Genomic DNA, 19,094 nt, shown 5'->3' with positions numbered 1-19,094 from the left:
AAAGAACAACTAGGATTAAGGAGGAACTGAACATGCTACTAGGAAGTATTGAAGCTGGTGGAACCAAGTTCGTTTGTGCAGTCGGCAATATCAACTACCAAATTCAGGACTCGGTCCACATCCCAACCACCACCCCAGAAGAAACCCTGCAGAAGTGCATCGAATTCTTTGACCAGTACAAGGATGACCTGTCAGCTATCGGGATCGCCTCATTTGGTCCAATTGAAATTCGGAAGAGTTCGCCAAAGTATGGTTACATTACCAACACTCCAAAGAAGGGCTGGGCGGACACTGACTTTGTCGGCCCACTCAAGAAGCACTTCAACATTCCGATTGCCTGGACCACGGATGTTAACGGATCAGCATACGGTGAATACGTACTGTCGACCCTGTTCAACAAACGGATCAACTCCCTCGTCTACTACACGATTGGGACGGGTTGCGGTGCTGGAGCAGTCATTGACGGGAAATTTGTCGGTGAACTGGGACACCCAGAAATGGGTCACATCCGGCTGAAACGGCACCCTGACGACCTGGACTTCAAGGGAATTTGCCCATTTCACGGCGACTGCCTAGAAGGCTTAGTCAGTGGACCAACCTTTGAAGCCCGGACTGGTAAGAAGGGGAAGGACGTACCGCTGACCGACCACGTCTGGGACATCATGGCTTACTACGTGGCTCAGGCAGCCCTGGACACCACTTTGATGTTCCGTCCTGGCCAAATCATCTTCGGTGGCGGGGTCGTCAGCGAAGAATTCCTGAAGAAGGTGCGGCGTGAATTCAAGAAACTGTTGAATAACTATGTTGATGTTGGCAACGTTGATGAATACATTACCATGCCGTTAGCGAAGAACAACGGCTCTGCTACCATCGGTGACTTTGCCCTGGCATTAAAGGCGGCCACTGAATAATTCACAGAATAAATTTGAGGAGGACATAAGATCATGAAAGAGACTAAATTTATTAGTATTTTAAGTAAGATTGCGACGGTAATTGCGATTTGTATGTACGTTTCCTACATTCCACAAATCATTAATAACTTGCACGGCAGCTACGGTGCGCCCCTCCAGCCGCTGGTAGCCGCAATCAACGGTCTGTTATGGTGCATCTACGCTTACTTCAAGCGCGAGCGGGACTGGGCTGTGTTCTGGGCCAACTTCCCGGCAATCATTTTCGGTCTGATTACCTTCTTTACTTCTTTGCCTTCGTTATTCTAGTGTCAAATTAAAAGACGTTATTAATTCTCCTGGTCCGGCGACTGGGAGAATTTTTGCTTGGTCAGCGGAAGAAATGATGAATGGTATAATTAAGAAAATTTACCTTTCTGGAGGGAAAGTATGAATATTGTTTGGACCTGGGATGTTGTTCGGCGGCTGATTGAAATCCTCTGGCTGATCAACATTGCCTTTGCAATTTGGACTGTTTTTCGTACCCGGCGCGATATAGCATCGACGTGGGCCTGGCTGTTAGTGCTATCAGCCTTGCCAATCGTTGGTTTTATCCTTTACTTGTTCGTGGGGCGCAAACTGTCGAATGATGATATTTTTAACATTCGCGTGGAGCAAAAGGAGTATCGGGATAAGTACGTTCGCCAGCAGGAAAGACTATTAAAACGGCACAAACTGCTGTTGCAGAGTGAACGCTTAGCCCGTGCCCGGCAATTGGTCAGCCTTTCTGCCAGTTTGGATAGCGCCCTGGTGACATTTAACAACCGCGTTAAAGTTTTTATTGATGGGAAAAAACTCTTCCAACAGATGATTGCGGACTTTGACCAGGCGGAGGACCACATCTACGTGGAATTTTATACCTTCTATTCTGACAAACTGGGCAAGCGGGTCCTGGCAGCGCTGGAGCGGGCGGCCAAACGGGGCGTCAAGGTCAAAGTGCTGTACGACCTGAGCGGTTCGCGGGGAACAACCTATAAATTCTTTGCCCACCTGGAAGAACTCGGCGGTGAGGCCCAGCCGTTTAACTCCAAGGCCAACAAGCGGATTACCACGCCGCGGCTGAACTACCACCTGCACCGCAAAATTGTGGCGATTGATGGCAAGCTCGGCTATATCGGGGGCTTTAACATTGGGGACCAGTACCTCGGTGAGGATCCCAAATTTGGCTACTGGCGGGATACCCACCTGCGGGTTGCGGGCCAAGCGGTAATTGCGCTGACTGCCCGCTTCGGGATGGACTGGAATACGACCTGCCGGAAGACGAAGAAGGAACGGGTCGACCTGGACAAGCTGCTGGCAGACTTGGAAATCGAGCGGCCAAGCGACCCTGGTCAGGATGTAGCAATGCAGATTGTCTCCTCAGGACCGGATAATGATAACTTTGCCATCCGGCGGGCTTATGAATCAATCATTAGCTCGGCGCGGCAATACGTGTATATCCAAACGCCGTACTTGATTCCTGGTGAACCAATCTTGGAATCCTTGATTATCGCGGCTCGCAGCGGAATTGACGTCCGGGTGATGATCCCATGTATGCCGGACCACCCCTTCGTGTACCGGGCGACGGAGTACTACGCCAAGTACCTGGTTAATAACAAGGTCAAGGTCTACAAGTATAATAACGGCTTCATTCACGCCAAGACGATGGTCAGTGGCAATAACCTGGCCTCGGTCGGCTCGGCTAACCAGGACTACCGGAGCTACCGGCTGAACTTTGAGGCCAACGCCTTTACCTACAACGAGGAGCTGACGGCCCAGCTCAAGCAAATTTTTGAAAATGATATTCAGGATAGCACCCTGCTGACACCGGAATACTTCGACCAGCAGTCGAACTGGCGGAAGTTTAAACAATACTTCTCCCGCCTGCTGTCACCGGTGCTGTAAATAGGAAAACGACGCTAGATGAAAATATCTGGCGTCGTTTATCCGTTTAAACTATCTTTTTTCGACAATTTGATGATAGATTCTGGTCGTTAATCCGTATATTACTAAGTAGAGGGCTAAGAGTGCGAGTGTAATCGCTCCGGCAATGATAACCATGGCTCGCTGGTTATAGAAACTAAGCTGGATCATGATTTGACGAATTGCTGGGAGGGCAAAGAGCAGGTTAACAATTGCACCGGCAATCGGCAGCATGAAGACCATTAGCACTTGACTGTGAATACTCTTGGTCGTTTCCCGCTCGCTGAGGCCGACCTGCTGCATGGTGGTAAACCGCTGCTGGTCAGCGTAACCCTCTGAAATTTGCTTGAAGTAGATGACGATGGTGGTAGTGATCCCCAGTGCCAGACTGATTAGAATTCCAACAAATACTAGGCCGCCATACATTTGCTTGAGGAGGGACGTGATGGTCGTTTGGCCGGTAACTTGCGGATTCGGCAGTCCCAGACTTTGCTGGAGGGCGGCTTCAAAGGCGAGCCGCTTCTTGGTGCCAGCTAGCTGGTAGTTAAAGCTCGTTACGGACATCGTCGGGAGCCCCTGGGGCAGCTGCTTGACCACCATAAAGGCCGGTGTGTAAATCGAGTGGTTCGGGTTAAAAGCAAAGCTGAGCCGGTGGATGGCCTTAGTTTGGTATGTTTGCCCATTGACCGTTAACTTTCCCGCGCGTGGTTTAGCTGGCGAATAAAGCAGTGCCTGCTTGGCGGTTAGGTGCGGGTGGTTGCCAGTTAGCCGCTGGTAGGTGGTGGCGTTGACCATGATCAGGGCGCTGGAAGTGTCCGTATTCATCTTGCTCAGTGCTCCCTGGTTGACGAACCGTTGGCCTTCCCAGTAGCCAAATTGAGCAGTGGTGGCCTGGTAAGAGGTGAGCTGGCTGAGCTTGGCATGGTGGTCCGCGGCTGTACGCTTAATCACTTGGCGTTGCGCGCTTGACAAGGGCTGGTTGGTAACGATTGTCATATCCGTAGGGGTATAGGAACGGACGGTATTCTGAATCCCGGTATAGAGGGTCAAAGCGGTGAAGAGAATGACCAGGACGGCGGTACATAAAAGACAAATCGTCGCCAGGGCCGCACCATTTTGTTCCATCCGCTGCCGCATCCCTGAAATTGCGATGAAGTGCCGGGGGCGGTAGTAGAAGTTTGACCGGTGCCGGAGCCAGTTTAAGAGGAGCACACTTCCGGCGATGAAGAGGAGGTAGGTCCCGATAACAACCAGGATTACTGCCAACATGAAATGGTTCAGCGCGGTAATCTTTGGCTTGGTAGTTAATGTGATGTAGTACGCACCGGCCAGCATGGCGATCCCCAGGCCGCCGGCGAGGCTGAACATGGCCCCGTGATGCTTGGGGACCGTTGCGCTAGCGTGCCACAAGCTTGTTGGCTTCATGAGGTGAATTTTAATTAGGTCGATAACCATTAGGATGGTGAAGAAAACGGCAATCAAGCCAGCGGTTTTGACCAGTGCGCTCGGGACGGCCCAGGGCTGGTGGAGTTTGCCAATTTCAAGGAGGCGGTTCAGGCCGAGGAAGGCGAGCTTCTCAAAGATTACCCCGGTAGTTAACCCGGCGACAAGACTAATCACCAGTAAGTAGCACTTCTCCAACACGGTGAGGAGGGCCAGGTTTTTACTAGTCATTCCCAGCATACTGTATAGGCCAATTTCCTGACTGCGTTGTTGCCAAAGGAAACGGTTGACGTAGAGGAGAAAGGCGGCGGTCACCAAGATAATAAAGGTGCTCCCCATTTTTAAGAGTGACTCGGTAACGGCACCGGTGCCAAGGCTTTTCAGGCTCTGGTTAGCACTGATCGCGGCAAAGATATAATTGATTGCAACGATCATACTGGTAGCAAGCAGGTAGGGGCCGTACACCCGCAGGTTGCGCTTGAAACTGGAATTAAGGAGTTGGATAAACAGCATGGTTATTCACCCCCGTTCGTCAAAGTAATCATCGTGTTGCTGATTTGATCCTGGTATTGTTTTAAACTTTGGTCCCCACGGAATAGCTCATGGTAGATTCGGCCGTCCTTGATAAACAGCGTTCGTTTAGCGTGGCTGGCCGCGGCCGCGCTGTGGGTAACCATGATAATGGTTTGTCCATTCTGGTTCACTTCGTCAAACAGGTTGAGAATTTCCTGACTGGTATTGGAATCCAGTGCGCCGGTGGGCTCATCGGCCAGGAGCAGGTCAGGGTTGGTAATCAGGGCCCGGGCAATCGCCACCCGCTGCTGCTGACCACCAGAGGCCTCTGCCGGGTAACGGTCGATAATTGGCGCGATTCGCAGCCGGCTCGCCAGGGGCTTCAACCGACGTTCCATTTCCGCTGGCTTCGTCTTAGCTAGTACTAGCGGGAGGTAGATGTTGTCCCGGTTGCTTAAACTATCAAGGAGGTTAAACCGTTGGAAGACAAAGCCGAGGTGTTCACGGCGGAACCGTGCCGCATCGTCTTTGCCTAGCTCACCGAGGTCTTGTCCGTTTAAAACAGCGGAACCGTTCGTGGCTTTATCCAAGGTCGCAATAATGTTGAGCAGGGTACTCTTCCCGGCCCCCGATTCACCCATGATGGCAACGTACTCTCCCTGGTCAACGCTAAAGTTAACGTCTTTTAGCGCGGCGACCTGGTGGTTAGTGTCGGCGTCAAATATTTTTTGGACGTGGTTTAGATTTAATAAGGCCATAAGCTGGTCCTCCCTTTTCTTGATTAACTCCATTATAAAAAGGCCCCGTGGCGTTTCCTACTTACAGGAGCGTACAGAACCTTACAGTTTTGTAAGAATCAGCTGATGTTATCGGGAGGGAAAATCAGCTCAGCGACCGTGCTGTGGTCGTTCGGTGAGAAGACCCGGACGCTAAAATTGAGCTGGTCGGTGACCTGTTTGACAAAGTATAGCCCCATCCCCGTTGACTTGGTAGTTTGGTGGCCATTTTGTCCCGTAAAGCCGCTTTCGAAGATGCGGGGCTGGTCGGTACTGCTGATGGGCAGTCCGGTGTCACAGATTGTTAAGCGATCCGTTTGCCAAACCAGTTTAATAACGGAGCCCGGTTCTGCGTATTTAATAGCATTGGTAAGAAGCTGGTTGATACAGAAATGAAGCCATTTTTGGTCGGTTAGTAAACGCAAATTTGCGGGGATGTTAATGTCGGGAACAAGCTGTTTGCTGATAAAGAGCGCGGCATTTTCTTGAACAATGGTCGCTGCCAGCTTGGTAAGCGTTAACCACTGAAAGTGAAAGTCATGGTTAGTCATTGCAAGGCGTTCACCGCTGAGGAGCAGGTCAAGATAGTAGTTAGCCTGTTGAACCGCTGCCCGGACTTGCTTACTGGGCACTTGAGGCTGCTCTTCGGCCTGGGCCCGTAAAATTGCAAGGTGATTCTTGATCTCGTGGGCGAACAGGTCCCGCTGGTCGGTTTGCTCACGCTGCTTTTGCCGGGCCGTTTGAAGGGCGTGGCGGTAGCTGCACTGCGACTGAGCCAGCATTGCTGCTAGCTGCTCCTCAACTGGTGAGCACGGTTGAAAATCGGCCCGCAGTAGTTGCCGCGCGAGGAGGGCCTGCCGCCGCTTCGCTATCAGAACCGTAGCAATTAGCCAGACGATGAGCAATGGCAAGCTGAACCGCAGGAGGTCAGTGAAGATTGTCATAGGAAGCTGGTAAAGGTAGCAGAGAAGGGCGACGAGGCTGGTGAGGAGGATGTAAGTAATTAGCAGCGGGAGTTGGTCCCGCAGCCACAGCTTCCAAAATGATTTATTCATGGTCATCCACCATCCGGTAGCCAACGCCCCGTTCCGTTCTGATAGTTTGGTCAAGGCCCGCTGAAGCCAGCTTGGTTCGCAGCCGGCTGACGTTGACGCTTAGTGTGTTCTCATTTAGGTACTTGCCGCCCTGCCAGAGCCACTCCAACAGCTGTTCCTTGGTTACGGTTTGGCCAAGGTGGTGAACCAGTACCTGCAAGAGGGCGCTCTCGGTTGGCGAAAGCTGGACGGTTCCCCGGGGACTTTGCAACTGGCCGGTGAGCGGGTTAAGCTGGTTGCTACCCCAGTGCACCTGGCTCTCCTGCTGGTCGGTGGCTTGGCGGCGCAACTGGGCCTGGATTTTAGCCAGTAAGACCGTCAGCGAAAAGGGCTTCATCAGGTAGTCATCTGCTCCGGCCGCAACGGCATGCATCACGTTGCTGTCGATGTCTGCGGCTGAGATGACGATAATTGGCGCCTGGCAGGCCTTGCGAACCTCCTGAATCCAGTAGAAGCCATCAAAGCTCGGCAGGGTGAGGTCAAAGAGTATTAAATCTGGTTGGGCCATGGCGACTTCATCGGCGACTGCCTGCCAGTTATTGACGGTCACCACCTGGTGCTGCCACTTCTTGAGCTCGGCGGTAACGGCAGCAACCATTGTTGGATTGTCCTCGACCATAAAAATTTTGGCCATTGCGCATCATCCTTTCGTACGTTAATTTTACCGCAGTTCTGGCTTTATAAGTATTCAAATAATTAATTGATATACATAGATTTTGCATAAATATGTGGACTTTTGAATATAAACTCACTATACTATGGATAATGAGAATTCAGTGAAACGAAATGGAGGATGTAAAATGGATAGTTCGATTTTAAGCAAGGCTTACCAGCAGCCAGCTGCAAATATTTTGGCTGACGTGTGCGCATTGGCGGCAAAGATGGATAATGTGATTGACTTGTCCGTCGGTGATCCCAACTTTACGACACCGGCCCCGATTATCGACGCGGCGTTTGCCAAGGCGAAGGCGGGGATGACCCACTATACGGCTGCCGAAGGTTTGCCCGAGTTGCGGCAGGCAATTTGTGATTTTTATCAGGACAAATACCAGCTCCATTTTGCGCCTCAACAGGTACTGATTACTGTCGGGGCTGAACATGCGCTGTTTGTTGCTTTAGCGGCACTGCTGGATCCGGGCGATGAGGTAATTATTCCTGAACCGTGCTTCTCACCATATATCGAACAGGTCAAACTGGCTGGGGGGACCCCCGTTATTGTTGATGGCAAGCCTGAGGAGGGCTTTAAGATTAACGCCCAGGAAATTGCTAAAAAGGTAACTCCTCAGACCAAGGCGATTATTATCAACACCCCGAACAACCCGTCTGGAAATGTAATGACGGCTGAAGAAGCTCAGGCGTTAGCTAAGCTGGCGGTTGAAAAGGACTTGCTGATTCTTAGCGACGAAATCTACTCTGATTACGTCATGCCAGGACAGACCTTTACCCCGATTGCTAAGTTTGCTCCGGACAACACCGTCATCATCAGCGGGATGTCGAAGAGTTTTGCCATGACCGGCTGGCGAATCGGTTACCTGGTGGGGCCAGATTGGTTAGTGACGGCGGCTAATGATGTTAACGACGCGGTTACTTTTTCGGCACCGACGCTTTCACAGGTGGGGGCCCTGTATGGGATGCAGCACCACGATGAGTTGGTAGCGCCGATTGTTCAAGCATTTCAAGAGCGGTTAGATTACCTGCAAAAGGAGCTGCCGCAAATTGATTGGCTGTCCGTCAGCCCGGTTCAGGGGAGTATCTACGTCTTCGCTGATATTCGCAAGACGGGCTTAGGTTCAGTCGAGTTCGCCGACCAGCTGCTCAAAAAAGCGGGAATCTTGGTAGTGCCAGGGTTAGCGTTTGGCAAGTGCGGTGAAGGCTTCGTTCGGATTGCAGCAACCCAACCGCTGGCGGCGCTCAAAGAAGCGGTCGCAAAGATGAAGCAACTGACTTGGTAGGAGGTACCCATAATGAAAATTCTGATGTATGCGGTCCTGGAGCCAGAAAAGAAGTATATTCGGGAATGGTCCGCCAAAACGGGGGTCGAGGTTAAGTGCGTGGCTGAACGTCTAGATGCGAAAACCGTCGAATGGGCGCAGGGCTTTGATGGAATCGACTTTCAGCAAACCCAGCCACTGGAGCCGGTGGTCTACCAGAAATTGCATGAGTATGGGATTAAACAGTTGACCGCCCGAATGGTGGGTTACGACATGATCGACTTTGACCTGGCTAAGAAGTATGAATTAACGGTCACCAATGTTCCAGCCTACTCTCCGCGGGCGATTGCCGAAATGGGGCTGACCCAGGCCCTGCGGCTGGTCCGGAAACTGGGTTACTACGACCAGCGAATGGACAACTTGGACTTCCGCTGGGCCGGTCTTGAGAGTACCGAAATTTACAACCTGACTGTTGGGATTATCGGTGCTGGGCACATCGGGGGCGCCACGGCACAACTCTATTCCGCGTTAGGTGCCAAGGTGATTGCAGTGGACCCGATTCACCAGGTCGAACTAAGCCCGTACCTGGAATACACCGACCTCGATACCCTGCTTAAAACGGCGGATATCGTGACCGTTCACACGCCGCTTGATGAATCGACGGCCAACCTCTTTAACAGCGAAACCTTTAAGAAGATGAAGGATACGGCTTACCTGATTAACATGGCGCGGGGCGGGATTGTCACCGCTGACGACCTGATCGCGGCGCTACAGAATAAGGAAATTGCCGGGGCCGCGTTGGATACGCTGGCCGATGAGGGGCAGTTCTTTGAAAAGCAGGCCACGCCGGAAGAGATTCCAGAGGACTACAAGACTTTGCGGGCCATGCCGAACGTCTTGATTTCTCCACACAGCGCCTTTTACACGGATACGGCGATGAAGAACATGGTCGCCATGGGCCTGGATGACGTGGTCGCGATTGTTAATGGCAAGCGGCCGCAGTTTGAAGTTTATAAGTAAATAGTGAGTGGGCACGGCGGTTAAATAAGACGACNAGATAAATCTGCAGATTTATCTGGTGCCATTTTTAAAGAATTAATTTAAGCCCATCTCTTCGGCGTAGGCCTGTTCACGTTCACTCAGCTGCTGACGGAGCTTAGCGTTGTACCATGGTGAGACGGTAAAGGCGAGCACGTCGTTGATCAGGTAGATTGAACTGTTGACCGCCATTGCGAGGCTTGCCGAACCCTGACGGTAGGAAATAAACCAGAGAACCATTTGGGCCAGTCCGGAAGCCAGCCACCAGAAGTACTGGTTGTTAAACCGCAGGAAGCAAATCACACCGGCGGTCAGGCTGATGGAGAAGCTGATGGCATCAATCCACGGCCGGGGGTCGTCCGTCAAGTGACCGATTAGGTAGCCGGAAACCAGGTAAACGACCGCAGTGGCAACGAGGGCGACCGCCCAGCTGCGGGGTGTAAAGTGGCGAATCTTAGACGCCATGTTGATATTCCAGTTGGCAGAGAGGAGTACTGGGATGTCCAGGGTGATCATGTAGGCAATCTGCTCGCCGATGCTGAGGTAGTTCTTGGCGTGAAAACCGACGATGATAAAGCAGATTGCAGAGAGAATCCCTAGGAAACCGTTCACTGACTTAGCGGCGTTGATTGCCAGGACGCAGAGGACACCGAGTGTGGTCCCAATGAAGGTGATGACGGTCAGCCAGGTGATTGGCGCACTGACCAGGGTCATGACCTGGCAGCCCAGGCTAAAGAAGAATAGGTAGTAATTTTGCTGTGGCCAACCCTTGAGCTGGTGGGCGAGAAACTTAAAATAGCTAGTTAACATAATTTAACCCCTCTACAAGATATAGTGTTGATTGGGGTTTACAGCGCTGTAAACACAACATATAGTATTCTAATTGGCGCTGTTTGAGAATGCAAGGGGCAAATTAGCTGGCTAATCATTTGATTATTTAACTTAGACGGTGGCTGTTCGGAAATGAAACCGCTTCGGCACCGCAGCAAATTTTATTTTTCTCCCAGGGAAATCTCAATAATCGTGACCTGGTAGGAAGACTGGGGTGCCTGGACAGTCACGGTTGTCGCGGCCGGCTGGTGCATAATGGCACGGCCTAGCGGGGAATCGAAGGAGACCTTTTGCTTGGCTAAATCGGCCTCCTGCTTACCGACAATTTGGTAGGTGACCACGTCGTTATCGTCGTCGAAACGGAGTGTGACGGTAGTGCCGAGGTCCACCTGTTTGGCATCCGCGGGTGTAATGATTTCGGAGTATTGCAACTGCTTGTTGAGGTAGCGGAGCCGCCTTGAGCTGGTCAATTTTAGCCGGCCGCTGGGCTTGCAGGCGGGCAATCTCGTCCTCAATTTCCTGGTAGCCCGCCTTGGTCATCTTTTGAAAGTAGACGTGCTTCATCGCTTCTTGAATCTTCTTTTTCCGCATTTGCTATTCCCCCGTTTATTCTTTATTTTCCAATTATGATATGATTGGAAAACGCTACTCTATTTCCTATAAAATCAGCGTTCGTTGTGATTGCTATTGCCTGGCGACCACGAAAACGACCACATAGGGGATGAGTTACGCTTTCATGTAATTAGCAAACTTGTCTACCATTTCCCGATTGGTGTTCTCTGTTAAGTGAACATACAAATCCATCGTGGTTTTGATGCTTGAGTGGCCTAATCGTTGCTGTACTTCTTTGGGTTTAGCACCAGCAGCAAACATCATGCTGGCGTGAGTATGTCTAAATCCGTGGGGGGTGATATACCTGAGCCCGTATTTATGGCAAACACTCTTATCCCAATAGCGGGCGTCTTGGTGAATAAATACGCCCTCGGGGCGGGTGGCATTGAAGAACACATAGTTCTTCCGATTAGTTAGGGTGATAACCTTGTTATCGTTGCTTTTATGCCATGACTGTAATAGTTCAATAGTGCTTGAGTCAAGGTCAATTGTCCGAGTACTGCCAGCAGTTTTAGGCGTATCAATTACAACGCCCCAATGCTCGTCATTGGTCACCGTTCGGCGTACTGAAAGAGTAGAGTTAAAAATATTAATATCCGACCACCTAAGGCCTAATGCCTCGCTTGACCTTAGTCCTGTATAAGCTAGCAAGCGAAAAAAAACGTAGTAAAGCTGGTTGCATCCCTTACAAGCATTTAAGAAACTTGCTAGCTCTTCCTTGCTGTAATAGTTAGTAAAAGCCTTGGTCTTAGATTTTTGCCGAGGTTTAATAACTTTGCTCAAAGAGTTGCGATTAACTAATTCTAAGTGCTCGCCGTATTCTAAAATTTTTCGAGCATAGGCAAAAATACTATTGAAACGGCTGGGATACCTACTAAACCAGTCATTAACTATACTTTGACACTTTGCGACGGTCAGCTTGTCAAGATAAAACATCCCCAAAGATGGTAAAATTATATTATCGATGATTTGGGTTACATTCCCGTAAGTTGAACGCTTCACGGTTTGCTTATATTGGGGCAACCACATTGCAACTAAATCCGAATATTTATATCGCTTTGAAGTCGTGTGAAAGGTACCATCTTTCAGCGACTTTTTTAGTTTAACTAAAGATGCTAGTGCTTCGTCAAATGTTTTAAATGACTTCTGACGGTGCATATAAGCCCCTGTTAGCTCATTCTTGCCAACATAAATCCGATATGAATAGGGCTTCTTTTTATCTGGGTTGTATTTGATTTGCTTATTTAGTTCTGAATTCATCGTTATTACCTCTCTTAACACGGGCTTCCAGCACCCACCATGTACGTCTTGAGAGTTACTAACGAACGAGGGCGAAAAAATGCGCTCTCGCTATTCCTAAAGTGCCGAATTGGCAGTTCAAATTAACCTTTCCCTAAAATTGGGGAACTAGTCATGGCAAACAAATTGTTTTAGTTGGGGATGAATCGCCCTAATTCAAGAGCGGCACGGGCTAAGTTTAAGTTAGACCTAATCATCATTATGTTTAGCGGAATTTGGATTTTTATCCTGATTAATATCATTTATTAGGCCATCCAGATTTGTTGCTAATTCATTTGTTGCATTCTTAAGCTCCCTATTTACGCGCTGAATTTTTGTATTTGTATCTGCTAGAATATCAACCACAGAATTTAATTGGGTATTGATTTTTGCATCAAAACCAGGCGCTTCAACAGGCCATAGCTGCTCATATTCTTTAAAGTATTTTTGAAAAAATAATACAAGCCCCGATAGCGCAATTATTAATTGGTCCAGGTTCTGGCCAGCCTTTCTACCTATTCGGTAAGGGAAAACATCAACGTCTGCAAATCCTTTTAGTACATACTCAAGTAAATCACAAGCATGATTGATGCTCTTTTCGATTTGCTTTGGCTGTTGCTTGTTTAAATTTTTAGAGGCTAAGTTAATTGTTCCAATCCATGACCCATCCTTATTATCATCTAGGCCTTGTAGGTATGAAACCGATACACCGAAATATTGCGCCATTTTTTTCCAAGCCTCGATTTTGGGTTCGCGTTTACCCTTCTCCCAATTAGATATTGTTCTATCTGTTACATTCATCTTTTTGGCTAGGTCTAGTTGCGTTTTGTGTTGCGCCATTCTTAGTTCTTTTATGCGATTGTTGTTTTTTGAATTTTGAGAAAACACTATTCCACTCACCGGCCTTTCATTATGCAACTTTACCACACAAAGCCCCTTGACTCAACAAAAGTTTCGGTGTATTATCACATTAAGCGAAAGAAATGTTCGCTATTTATTTTGGATGTTTACCGAACAAAAAATTCGCTTAGGAGGCAAAAAATGAAAATTACGGAGAAACAAGTTACTGCTGTTAAAAGGAAGCAAGGAGAACTGGGACTAAGTACAACAGCTTTAGCAAAACAGCTCAGCTTAAGTAAAGGGACTCTTTACAACATACTTAAAGGGACAACGAATAATGTTTACCCTACAACTTTTAAAAAACTCAACGACTGGATAATTGACCAGTACACAACATTAAAATAGTGGCCCAATCAGTGAAGGGGGATGGTCAGGAAAAAGCAGTAAACAAAAAAAGATGCTGACGGCCGGCACCGTCAACGTCTTAATAGTCAAATATGTTTATACCAAAAGGAGCGACAAAAGCAATGGATAATTTAAATGTCACTTTCCCGGTATCTTTACCGATATTATATCACGAACGCATCACGGGGATGTTTGTAATTAACGGAGATGGCTCAAGGTTCGTTATTTATGACGCCGATACTAAGCCGACTATGAAACTAAAACCGCTAGAAGAAAAGCTGCTAATGCAGCTCCCACTAGGGCAGCCAGAACATCCTTACACGACTAAGAAACTCATCACGCAATTGGGGATGCCTGCTAATAGCAGAAGCGAGCGACTAGTTAGAAGTGCACAATCACAGCTTAACTTGAAGCGTGGCATCTTTATTGGCGGCGGTCGGCGTGATGATGGGTCACAAGGAATTTACTTAGCTACCACATCGCAAGAAGCACTGAACGCAATTGAGCCGTACGGTAAGCAAGCTAAGACTATGATGAAGCGTTACGAGACCATGAAAAAACGTATTAGGGATGGTTACACGAAGCAACGAGGCGGGGACAATGAATAGTAAGATTCAAATTATCTTAACGGATGACCAACTAGAAGAATTGCAACTTCAAACCCTGCTAGCGGTAAAAAAAGGAATTGCACAGGCTACCGACGCCCAAAACAAGCCATACCTAAAGTTAAAGGACTTCACAGCATGGACGGGCTTCACGGCGCCAACCATACGGAAGTTTGTGGCGAATGGCCTGCCAGTGGCAGACGTTAATGGCCAAAAGTTATACGGCAAAGAAGAATACATTCAATGGCTTAAATCACGAGAACAGACGCAAGAACCGGAATTAGTTTAATAAAGTGGCTTCCAGCATCCACCATATACGTCTTGAGAAGAACGGAGGAATAATGATGACTAACTCTTTATCATTTTACACAGCAACCGACCATCATGGGAATGTAGTATTAGCAATAGTTCGGGGCCATCTCAATCTTGACCTTGTAGACGATATCCAGCAACTATCACAGACTGACGAGAATAAGCAGGCGGTTAAGGAAGCGTTAACCAAGATTACTAACCAGTTATAGCAGGAGTAATCATGAGACAAGATGAGCTTCCTCAATGGATGGCTGATAGTCACCCCGAGACTGTTAGGCAAAGAATAAAAGCGACCAGCGGAGTTTACAAGATACCAGAAGCATTGCTAACTAGTAAGGAAATAAGGCATCCACCCGCTGCTATTCTGTATGGGATATTGCTGGGGATGAGTAGCCAATACGAACGCTTGTTTGCGGGGAATGAAAAACTGATGGAATTGCTGGGCGTAAGGTCTACTAATTCAATTACAAAATATCTTAAAGAACTTGCTGCCGGAGGTTTTGTCTCACTATCATATAGGTCAACAGGGCGGAGAACTGAACGGCAAATCAAGCTGATTTGCATCCCTAGAGTTGGTAGTTATTTGAGTATCCCGGCGGAAACCATTAAAGATAAAAAGCTGACAGCATTACAACAGCTAATTATAGGCTGTATCTATTCTATGCTTTGGAAGTATAAGACATTAATGGTTTCAACTGACGCTGGAGAAATCGGGCAGACGCTAGGACAACCGACTAAAACTATCCGAAATAATATATCTATCCTAATTAGAGAAGGGTATCTGAAACGTGCATCCCCTCAACAGCTAACTATCAACTTAAATAATTATGAGCTTGAAGAGGTAGTTAAATTTGAAGAAGTATAGTACTGAAAATCCGGGTTAGGCGTTCCCGCAAAATGTGATTGCCCCGCCCGCTATGTGTGATTACTAGCCCGGAAAATGTGATTACCTAGCCCGCTATGTGGGAGCTATATAACTGTATATATATAACTATTAATATATAACTGTATTAAGTAACGTGCAGGCACCGAGCAAGTCGGATGCCGTGCACATTGATTGTCCGTCATTGCTTAAGAAGTAAGTATAATGGAAAGGGGAAGGGCATAATGAACCAATTACAAGAACGTAAGCAGTCTAGCATTGCTAGATTTGATTATTCTGCTGTTGATGATACAACAGCTAAGCAGCTAAAACAGCATGAAGCGGCAATGAAAACGAGTATTACAATGGCGGCGCAAGTATGGGGGCGGGAACTGTACGAGGCACAGCAAGAACTCGCTAATCACTACCAAGGTAAGTTTGGGGAATGGTATACCAGTCTTGGGCTTAATAAACATGATGTATATGATTTGATTAACCAGTTTACGTTTTCCAAAAATTTGGACAACCCTAATCAGATTGAAAACTTTAATAATGCGCCTAAGATGCTAAGACTTGATATGGTCAAGAAGTCGGCACCAGAAGAAGCAAAGCAAGCGGCGCTGAATGGCGATATTAAAAGCCATAAAGAATTTAAGGAAATGGAACGGCGATTAAAGGCTAAGGATGCACAGCTTAGCCAGCAGAAAGAAACCATTGCCAGCCAACACAAACAGTTGTTGGATGAGCAAGCAAGTCAAGATAATCTACAATTGTCACTAGATGAACTTAAAAATAAGATGGACGCTGAAAAGAAAAAATATGAAGCGCTCAAAGCTGAACACGAAAAGACTAGACGGTTCATAAATAATATTGGTGAAGTTGATGGTCAGCGTTCAGAATGGGCTAGGCATAAGGCTGATTATTCTGTTTATGGTCTCACCTTGAAGATTGACAATCTTATCAAGGATGTTAAACCGCTATCGTTTGAGCGTGATATTATTTCTAACTCAAGCGAGGAAGCTAAGAAGCGCATTAATAATAGTCTGGATGAATTAGATGATTTTTCCCAAGACTTGCGAGCGATGATTAATGGCCGACGCACTATCAATGGATACGCTGAATAATATTGTTAATAGGAATGGGGTAATGAATTTGGAAGACAACGCTAATAAATACAGATTAATAATTAAAGACCTGATTAGTTATATGAATGCGGATAAAGCATTATCTGTGGAAAAGGAAAGTTTAGGAACAGCATCCAGGCATAGTGCTAACCAATTGAAAGCTAATAAATATAATGAGCACGCTAGTAAACAGAATTCGTTGGCTGATAAACCATTAAGTGAGTGCTGTAATATTTTTAAAGGCGATGAAGACTATCTTTATTTAATCTTAGCTACTATGCTACAAGATTATCATGAGTATGTGGATGAGTACGGGGATGCTCTACCAAAAGAAAAACAATACAAAAGACAAATAAGCCCGTTTCTTTTAGGGCTGACAGATAATCCATTAGATTAAAGACAATAGCTAATATTCTAAACAGATTTTATAATATTGAATTGCATGGGGATGTCGTAGAAAGCGACTCCTTTTTTTATGTCGCAAAATGCGACGGAAATGGAAGAGTTGGATTTATACCCCCTACTCTAAAAGTAAAAAATATTTATTTTTACAGGAGCGGTGATGGTCATTGTTATATATAAAATTCGTTTTTCACAAAAAAAGGTATCCCCAACCATACGGCTAGGGATACCTTTAATCGCTATTAACTTCTATAAGCTCATATTAGCACCATACAAGCATTTTAAGCAAATAATGGCTAATCATATTACTAATTAGTTAAATGCTTATAGTGGGCTGATACAGCGTGCAAAAATACGCTAATAATTAACTATCGTCCAAGACGTATATGGTGGATGCTGGAAGCTCACAATTTAAGTTTGACCGTATTTAAAAATACGACCACAATCAATTTGTAAATGGTCTGCTTGTCAACAAACAGCGACCACAAAAACGACCACGCTAAGTAAAGAAAATAATGAAAAACGGGAAGAAATAAAAGTATTAATCTTGTAAAAGCCCTGTATATTAGCGATTAATACAATATGTTTCTAGTAATCCTAATTATGATATGATAGAAAGGAAAATTCAATTTATGACGGAGGAATATCCAAGAATGAACGAACAAGAAGGACAGATTAAAGAGTTCCTTGCTTCGTCCACGTACCATCAGCTATCTGCTAACCAGCAAAAGCACGCGCAAGACATCTTGACCCGCTTTACTCAGCATATGTTGGAGGAACAGCACCTGGCCGACACCGCGTGGACTCCCCAGGCGGTCAAAGAAGTAATGGTGGGTGACTTTATCGCTGATCCCGCGCTGACCAACCAGTTTGGAATTGCCGTGGCGCCCGTGTTAAAGGCGTATGTCGCTTTCATTAAGCCGGCAAACTACCAGGAACTGGTTCAGGCAATCGATGACCAGCGGGTTAATATGAACGCTTGCCGGAAGGCCCACCAGACTTGGGCACAATTACACGGGACGCAGGACGTTCAAGCAACTGCAACGCCGTCCCAGCCGGCAGAAAATAACGATGACCAAGCAGCCGTTACGCCGTGGTCAAAGGAACAACTGGCCGCTTTTATTAAGCAGGCAAGGGAAGCCGCTGCACTGGCGCCAGAGTTTCAAAATCAATTACTAGATGGTGCCAGTCGCCAGTACCTGGTTAGCCAGTTTATCCGGCTGATGGCGCAAGAAGTTCATCAATACCCTGGCAGTTGGGCATTCAACGACTTGCAACAGGTGCTGGGAATGATGATGCCGCTAGACCCGGAAATCACCCCGAAGCAAATCAAAAACATTGTCCCGACCGCGCAGGCACTGTTTGACTACCTGAAGCGGACGGGGCAAATTGACCTGGACCAGTACCGGATTGGCTTAAAGGCAATTGCGAAGATGCAGCCGTCACAAGATATGCTGGCTAGTTTAACCCGGCAGGAGCGGGAAACGCAGTTAATGCTGTCCTTTATTCGGAGTAACGGGATCGACACTGATGACGTGCAGACAGCAGAGGAGTGGATGGACGACCACCGCGCGGAAGTAGCGGGCTTCATGCGCACGCTCCTGAACCCGTGGAGCGAGTACGAACACCAGCAATTGGTAAAACGCCAGCAACGCTTAGCACGTCAGCAGGCAGCTTCGACCGCGGCACCAGCTCCACGGCGGGCACCGCGCGGTATTAAGTTTAGCAAAAAAGCCCGGCGGAAGAAGCGGCGAAAATAGAAAGGAAGTCAACGAATGAGTGTTGAAATCCCCCAAAGCATGGATGATGTAGTTATGCAGGTGGCGCAGCGCCGCCTCCATGGTGAACAGGTCAGTGAAGACGAGGTTATTCACCAGGCCGTCCAAGACATTTTGCAAGCATTGTTTGATGAAGCCTTGGAAGGACACTACGATGATGTTCACTGGGCCGGTGATAGCTTGACGGTGACAGACATTATGGGAAAACAAGTCGGTGAGCTTGCCCCCCAGGGGACGAGCTTTATCGCGGATTTCCGGGAGAATGCCGACGCGTTGATTACGCGCTTGGAAGAAGAGACTGCCAAGATTGTCGGCGGACGGTAGGAAAGAAAACTAGCGTTAAATAAAAAGAGAGGCTGGGGAAAAACTCAGCTGAAGTGAACCCTGTAAGTTAGACACTT

21 protein-coding genes and 1 pseudogene are annotated in these 19,094 nt (G+C 47.6%); 14 read left to right on the top strand and 8 right to left on the bottom strand.

The genetic code is table 11. The features are described from left to right. Nucleotides 1-32 precede the first annotated feature (32 nt). From scrK to cls, 3 genes are all read left to right on the top strand, one after another. Nucleotides 33-911, top strand: coding sequence for a fructokinase ScrK (scrK, locus tag FC49_RS08715; RefSeq protein ID WP_003715577.1), 879 nt, complete (start codon nt 33-35; stop codon nt 909-911). Between the two features lie 33 nt (nt 912-944). After that, entirely contained in the window at nt 945-1,217 is a 273-nt protein-coding gene (locus FC49_RS08710) for a hypothetical protein (protein ID WP_056984797.1), read from the top strand. A 120-nt stretch (nt 1,218-1,337) separates the two neighbouring features. Continuing rightward, nucleotides 1,338-2,831, top strand: a complete 1,494-nt coding sequence (gene cls / locus FC49_RS08705) for a cardiolipin synthase (RefSeq protein WP_056984796.1) — start codon at nt 1,338-1,340, stop codon at nt 2,829-2,831. Between the two features lie 51 nt (nt 2,832-2,882). On the opposite strand, the gene FC49_RS08700 is transcribed toward cls, so the two are convergent. From FC49_RS08700 to FC49_RS08685, 4 genes are all read right to left on the bottom strand, one after another. Next, a complete protein-coding gene (locus FC49_RS08700; protein ID WP_056984795.1) occupies nt 2,883-4,805 on the bottom strand; it encodes an FtsX-like permease family protein in 1,923 nt (640 codons plus the stop codon). A 2-nt stretch (nt 4,806-4,807) separates the two neighbouring features. After that, the gene (locus tag FC49_RS08695; protein WP_056984794.1) at nt 4,808-5,563 is read right to left on the bottom strand and encodes an ABC transporter ATP-binding protein; all 756 of its coding nucleotides are present in this window, start codon (nt 5,561-5,563) and stop codon (nt 4,808-4,810) included. A 98-nt stretch (nt 5,564-5,661) separates the two neighbouring features. After that, complete coding sequence (locus FC49_RS08690) at nt 5,662-6,636, bottom strand: sensor histidine kinase (RefSeq protein ID WP_056984793.1); 975 nt, start codon at nt 6,634-6,636, stop codon at nt 5,662-5,664. Continuing rightward, entirely contained in the window at nt 6,629-7,309 is a 681-nt protein-coding gene (locus FC49_RS08685) for a response regulator transcription factor (RefSeq protein WP_056984792.1), read from the bottom strand. Before FC49_RS08685 ends, FC49_RS08690 begins: the two co-directional genes overlap by 8 nt. 166 nt (nt 7,310-7,475) lie before the next feature. On the opposite strand from FC49_RS08685, the gene FC49_RS09980 reads away from it, so the two are divergent. Together FC49_RS09980 and FC49_RS09975 are read left to right on the top strand one after the other, a co-directional pair. After that, a complete protein-coding gene (locus tag FC49_RS09980; protein ID WP_003715500.1) occupies nt 7,476-8,627 on the top strand; it encodes an aminotransferase class I/II-fold pyridoxal phosphate-dependent enzyme in 1,152 nt (383 codons plus the stop codon). Between the two features lie 12 nt (nt 8,628-8,639). Beyond that, nucleotides 8,640-9,626, top strand: coding sequence for a D-2-hydroxyacid dehydrogenase (locus FC49_RS09975; RefSeq protein ID WP_056984791.1), 987 nt, complete (start codon nt 8,640-8,642; stop codon nt 9,624-9,626). 75 nt (nt 9,627-9,701) lie between these two features. Here FC49_RS09975 and pnuC read toward each other — a convergent pair whose 3' ends face one another. The 4 genes and pseudogenes from pnuC to FC49_RS08655 all read right to left on the bottom strand — a co-directional run bounded on the left by pnuC (nt 9,702) and on the right by FC49_RS08655 (nt 13,292). Then, on the bottom strand, nt 9,702-10,454 hold the full coding sequence (pnuC, locus tag FC49_RS08670) for a nicotinamide riboside transporter PnuC (RefSeq protein ID WP_003715543.1): 753 nt from the start codon (nt 10,452-10,454) through the stop codon (nt 9,702-9,704). Nucleotides 10,455-10,636: 182 nt separating this feature from the next. Continuing rightward, a pseudogene (locus FC49_RS08665) lies at nt 10,637-11,066 on the bottom strand (GreA/GreB family elongation factor). A gap of 135 nt (nt 11,067-11,201) precedes the next feature. Next, nucleotides 11,202-12,347, bottom strand: a complete 1,146-nt coding sequence (locus FC49_RS08660) for a site-specific integrase (RefSeq protein WP_056984790.1) — start codon at nt 12,345-12,347, stop codon at nt 11,202-11,204. A 228-nt stretch (nt 12,348-12,575) separates the two neighbouring features. Further along, entirely contained in the window at nt 12,576-13,292 is a 717-nt protein-coding gene (locus FC49_RS08655; RefSeq protein WP_004564457.1) for a helix-turn-helix domain-containing protein, read from the bottom strand. 114 nt (nt 13,293-13,406) lie between these two features. Here FC49_RS08655 and FC49_RS08650 point away from each other — a divergent pair, with 114 nt between their 5' ends. The 9 genes from FC49_RS08650 to FC49_RS08615 all read left to right on the top strand — a co-directional run bounded on the left by FC49_RS08650 (nt 13,407) and on the right by FC49_RS08615 (nt 19,017). Further along, complete coding sequence (locus FC49_RS08650; RefSeq protein ID WP_004564463.1) at nt 13,407-13,610, top strand: helix-turn-helix domain-containing protein; 204 nt, start codon at nt 13,407-13,409, stop codon at nt 13,608-13,610. Nucleotides 13,611-13,732: 122 nt separating this feature from the next. Continuing rightward, nucleotides 13,733-14,218, top strand: a complete 486-nt coding sequence (locus FC49_RS08645; RefSeq protein WP_056984789.1) for a hypothetical protein — start codon at nt 13,733-13,735, stop codon at nt 14,216-14,218. Continuing rightward, entirely contained in the window at nt 14,211-14,504 is a 294-nt protein-coding gene (locus FC49_RS08640; protein ID WP_004564448.1) for a hypothetical protein, read from the top strand. Before FC49_RS08645 ends, FC49_RS08640 begins: the two co-directional genes overlap by 8 nt. Before the next feature lie 55 nt (nt 14,505-14,559). Beyond that, nucleotides 14,560-14,736: a hypothetical protein gene (locus FC49_RS09970; RefSeq protein ID WP_157755989.1), complete on the top strand. Its 177-nt coding sequence runs from the start codon at nt 14,560-14,562 to the stop codon at nt 14,734-14,736. Nucleotides 14,737-14,747: 11 nt separating this feature from the next. Further along, complete coding sequence (locus FC49_RS08635; protein ID WP_004564452.1) at nt 14,748-15,392, top strand: hypothetical protein; 645 nt, start codon at nt 14,748-14,750, stop codon at nt 15,390-15,392. Nucleotides 15,393-15,634: 242 nt separating this feature from the next. After that, the gene (locus tag FC49_RS08630; RefSeq protein ID WP_004564450.1) at nt 15,635-16,513 is read left to right on the top strand and encodes a hypothetical protein; all 879 of its coding nucleotides are present in this window, start codon (nt 15,635-15,637) and stop codon (nt 16,511-16,513) included. 22 nt (nt 16,514-16,535) lie between these two features. Continuing rightward, on the top strand, nt 16,536-16,910 hold the full coding sequence (locus tag FC49_RS08625) for a hypothetical protein (RefSeq protein WP_056984788.1): 375 nt from the start codon (nt 16,536-16,538) through the stop codon (nt 16,908-16,910). Between the two features lie 658 nt (nt 16,911-17,568). Next, complete coding sequence (locus FC49_RS08620) at nt 17,569-18,675, top strand: hypothetical protein (protein WP_191980134.1); 1,107 nt, start codon at nt 17,569-17,571, stop codon at nt 18,673-18,675. A gap of 15 nt (nt 18,676-18,690) precedes the next feature. Then, entirely contained in the window at nt 18,691-19,017 is a 327-nt protein-coding gene (locus FC49_RS08615; RefSeq protein ID WP_056984786.1) for a hypothetical protein, read from the top strand. Nucleotides 19,018-19,094: the final 77 nt, after the last annotated feature.

It is taken from the genome of Limosilactobacillus oris DSM 4864, assembly GCF_001434465.1.
GTDB classification, from domain to species: domain Bacteria; phylum Bacillota; class Bacilli; order Lactobacillales; family Lactobacillaceae; genus Limosilactobacillus; species Limosilactobacillus oris.
Note: the sequence above shows the minus strand (reverse complement) of the source record. Positions and strands in the feature narration are given on the sequence as shown.

Coding starts and splice junctions, on each gene's coding strand:
- scrK (WP_003715577.1), top strand. CDS start 33: ATGCTACTAGGAAGTATTGAAGCTGGTGGAACCAAGTTCGTTTGTGCA.
- FC49_RS08710 (WP_056984797.1), top strand. CDS start 945: ATGAAAGAGACTAAATTTATTAGTATTTTAAGTAAGATTGCGACGGTA.
- cls (WP_056984796.1), top strand. CDS start 1,338: ATGAATATTGTTTGGACCTGGGATGTTGTTCGGCGGCTGATTGAAATC.
- FC49_RS08700 (WP_056984795.1), bottom strand. CDS start 4,805: ATGCTGTTTATCCAACTCCTTAATTCCAGTTTCAAGCGCAACCTGCGG.
- FC49_RS08695 (WP_056984794.1), bottom strand. CDS start 5,563: ATGGCCTTATTAAATCTAAACCACGTCCAAAAAATATTTGACGCCGAC.
- FC49_RS08690 (WP_056984793.1), bottom strand. CDS start 6,636: ATGAATAAATCATTTTGGAAGCTGTGGCTGCGGGACCAACTCCCGCTG.
- FC49_RS08685 (WP_056984792.1), bottom strand. CDS start 7,309: ATGGCCAAAATTTTTATGGTCGAGGACAATCCAACAATGGTTGCTGCC.
- FC49_RS09980 (WP_003715500.1), top strand. CDS start 7,476: ATGGATAGTTCGATTTTAAGCAAGGCTTACCAGCAGCCAGCTGCAAAT.
- FC49_RS09975 (WP_056984791.1), top strand. CDS start 8,640: ATGAAAATTCTGATGTATGCGGTCCTGGAGCCAGAAAAGAAGTATATT.
- pnuC (WP_003715543.1), bottom strand. CDS start 10,454: ATGTTAACTAGCTATTTTAAGTTTCTCGCCCACCAGCTCAAGGGTTGG.
- FC49_RS08660 (WP_056984790.1), bottom strand. CDS start 12,347: ATGAATTCAGAACTAAATAAGCAAATCAAATACAACCCAGATAAAAAG.
- FC49_RS08650 (WP_004564463.1), top strand. CDS start 13,407: ATGAAAATTACGGAGAAACAAGTTACTGCTGTTAAAAGGAAGCAAGGA.
- FC49_RS08645 (WP_056984789.1), top strand. CDS start 13,733: ATGGATAATTTAAATGTCACTTTCCCGGTATCTTTACCGATATTATAT.
- FC49_RS08640 (WP_004564448.1), top strand. CDS start 14,211: ATGAATAGTAAGATTCAAATTATCTTAACGGATGACCAACTAGAAGAA.
- FC49_RS09970 (WP_157755989.1), top strand. CDS start 14,560: ATGACTAACTCTTTATCATTTTACACAGCAACCGACCATCATGGGAAT.
- FC49_RS08635 (WP_004564452.1), top strand. CDS start 14,748: ATGAGACAAGATGAGCTTCCTCAATGGATGGCTGATAGTCACCCCGAG.
- FC49_RS08630 (WP_004564450.1), top strand. CDS start 15,635: ATGAACCAATTACAAGAACGTAAGCAGTCTAGCATTGCTAGATTTGAT.
- FC49_RS08625 (WP_056984788.1), top strand. CDS start 16,536: ATGAATTTGGAAGACAACGCTAATAAATACAGATTAATAATTAAAGAC.
- FC49_RS08620 (WP_191980134.1), top strand. CDS start 17,569: ATGAACGAACAAGAAGGACAGATTAAAGAGTTCCTTGCTTCGTCCACG.
- FC49_RS08615 (WP_056984786.1), top strand. CDS start 18,691: ATGAGTGTTGAAATCCCCCAAAGCATGGATGATGTAGTTATGCAGGTG.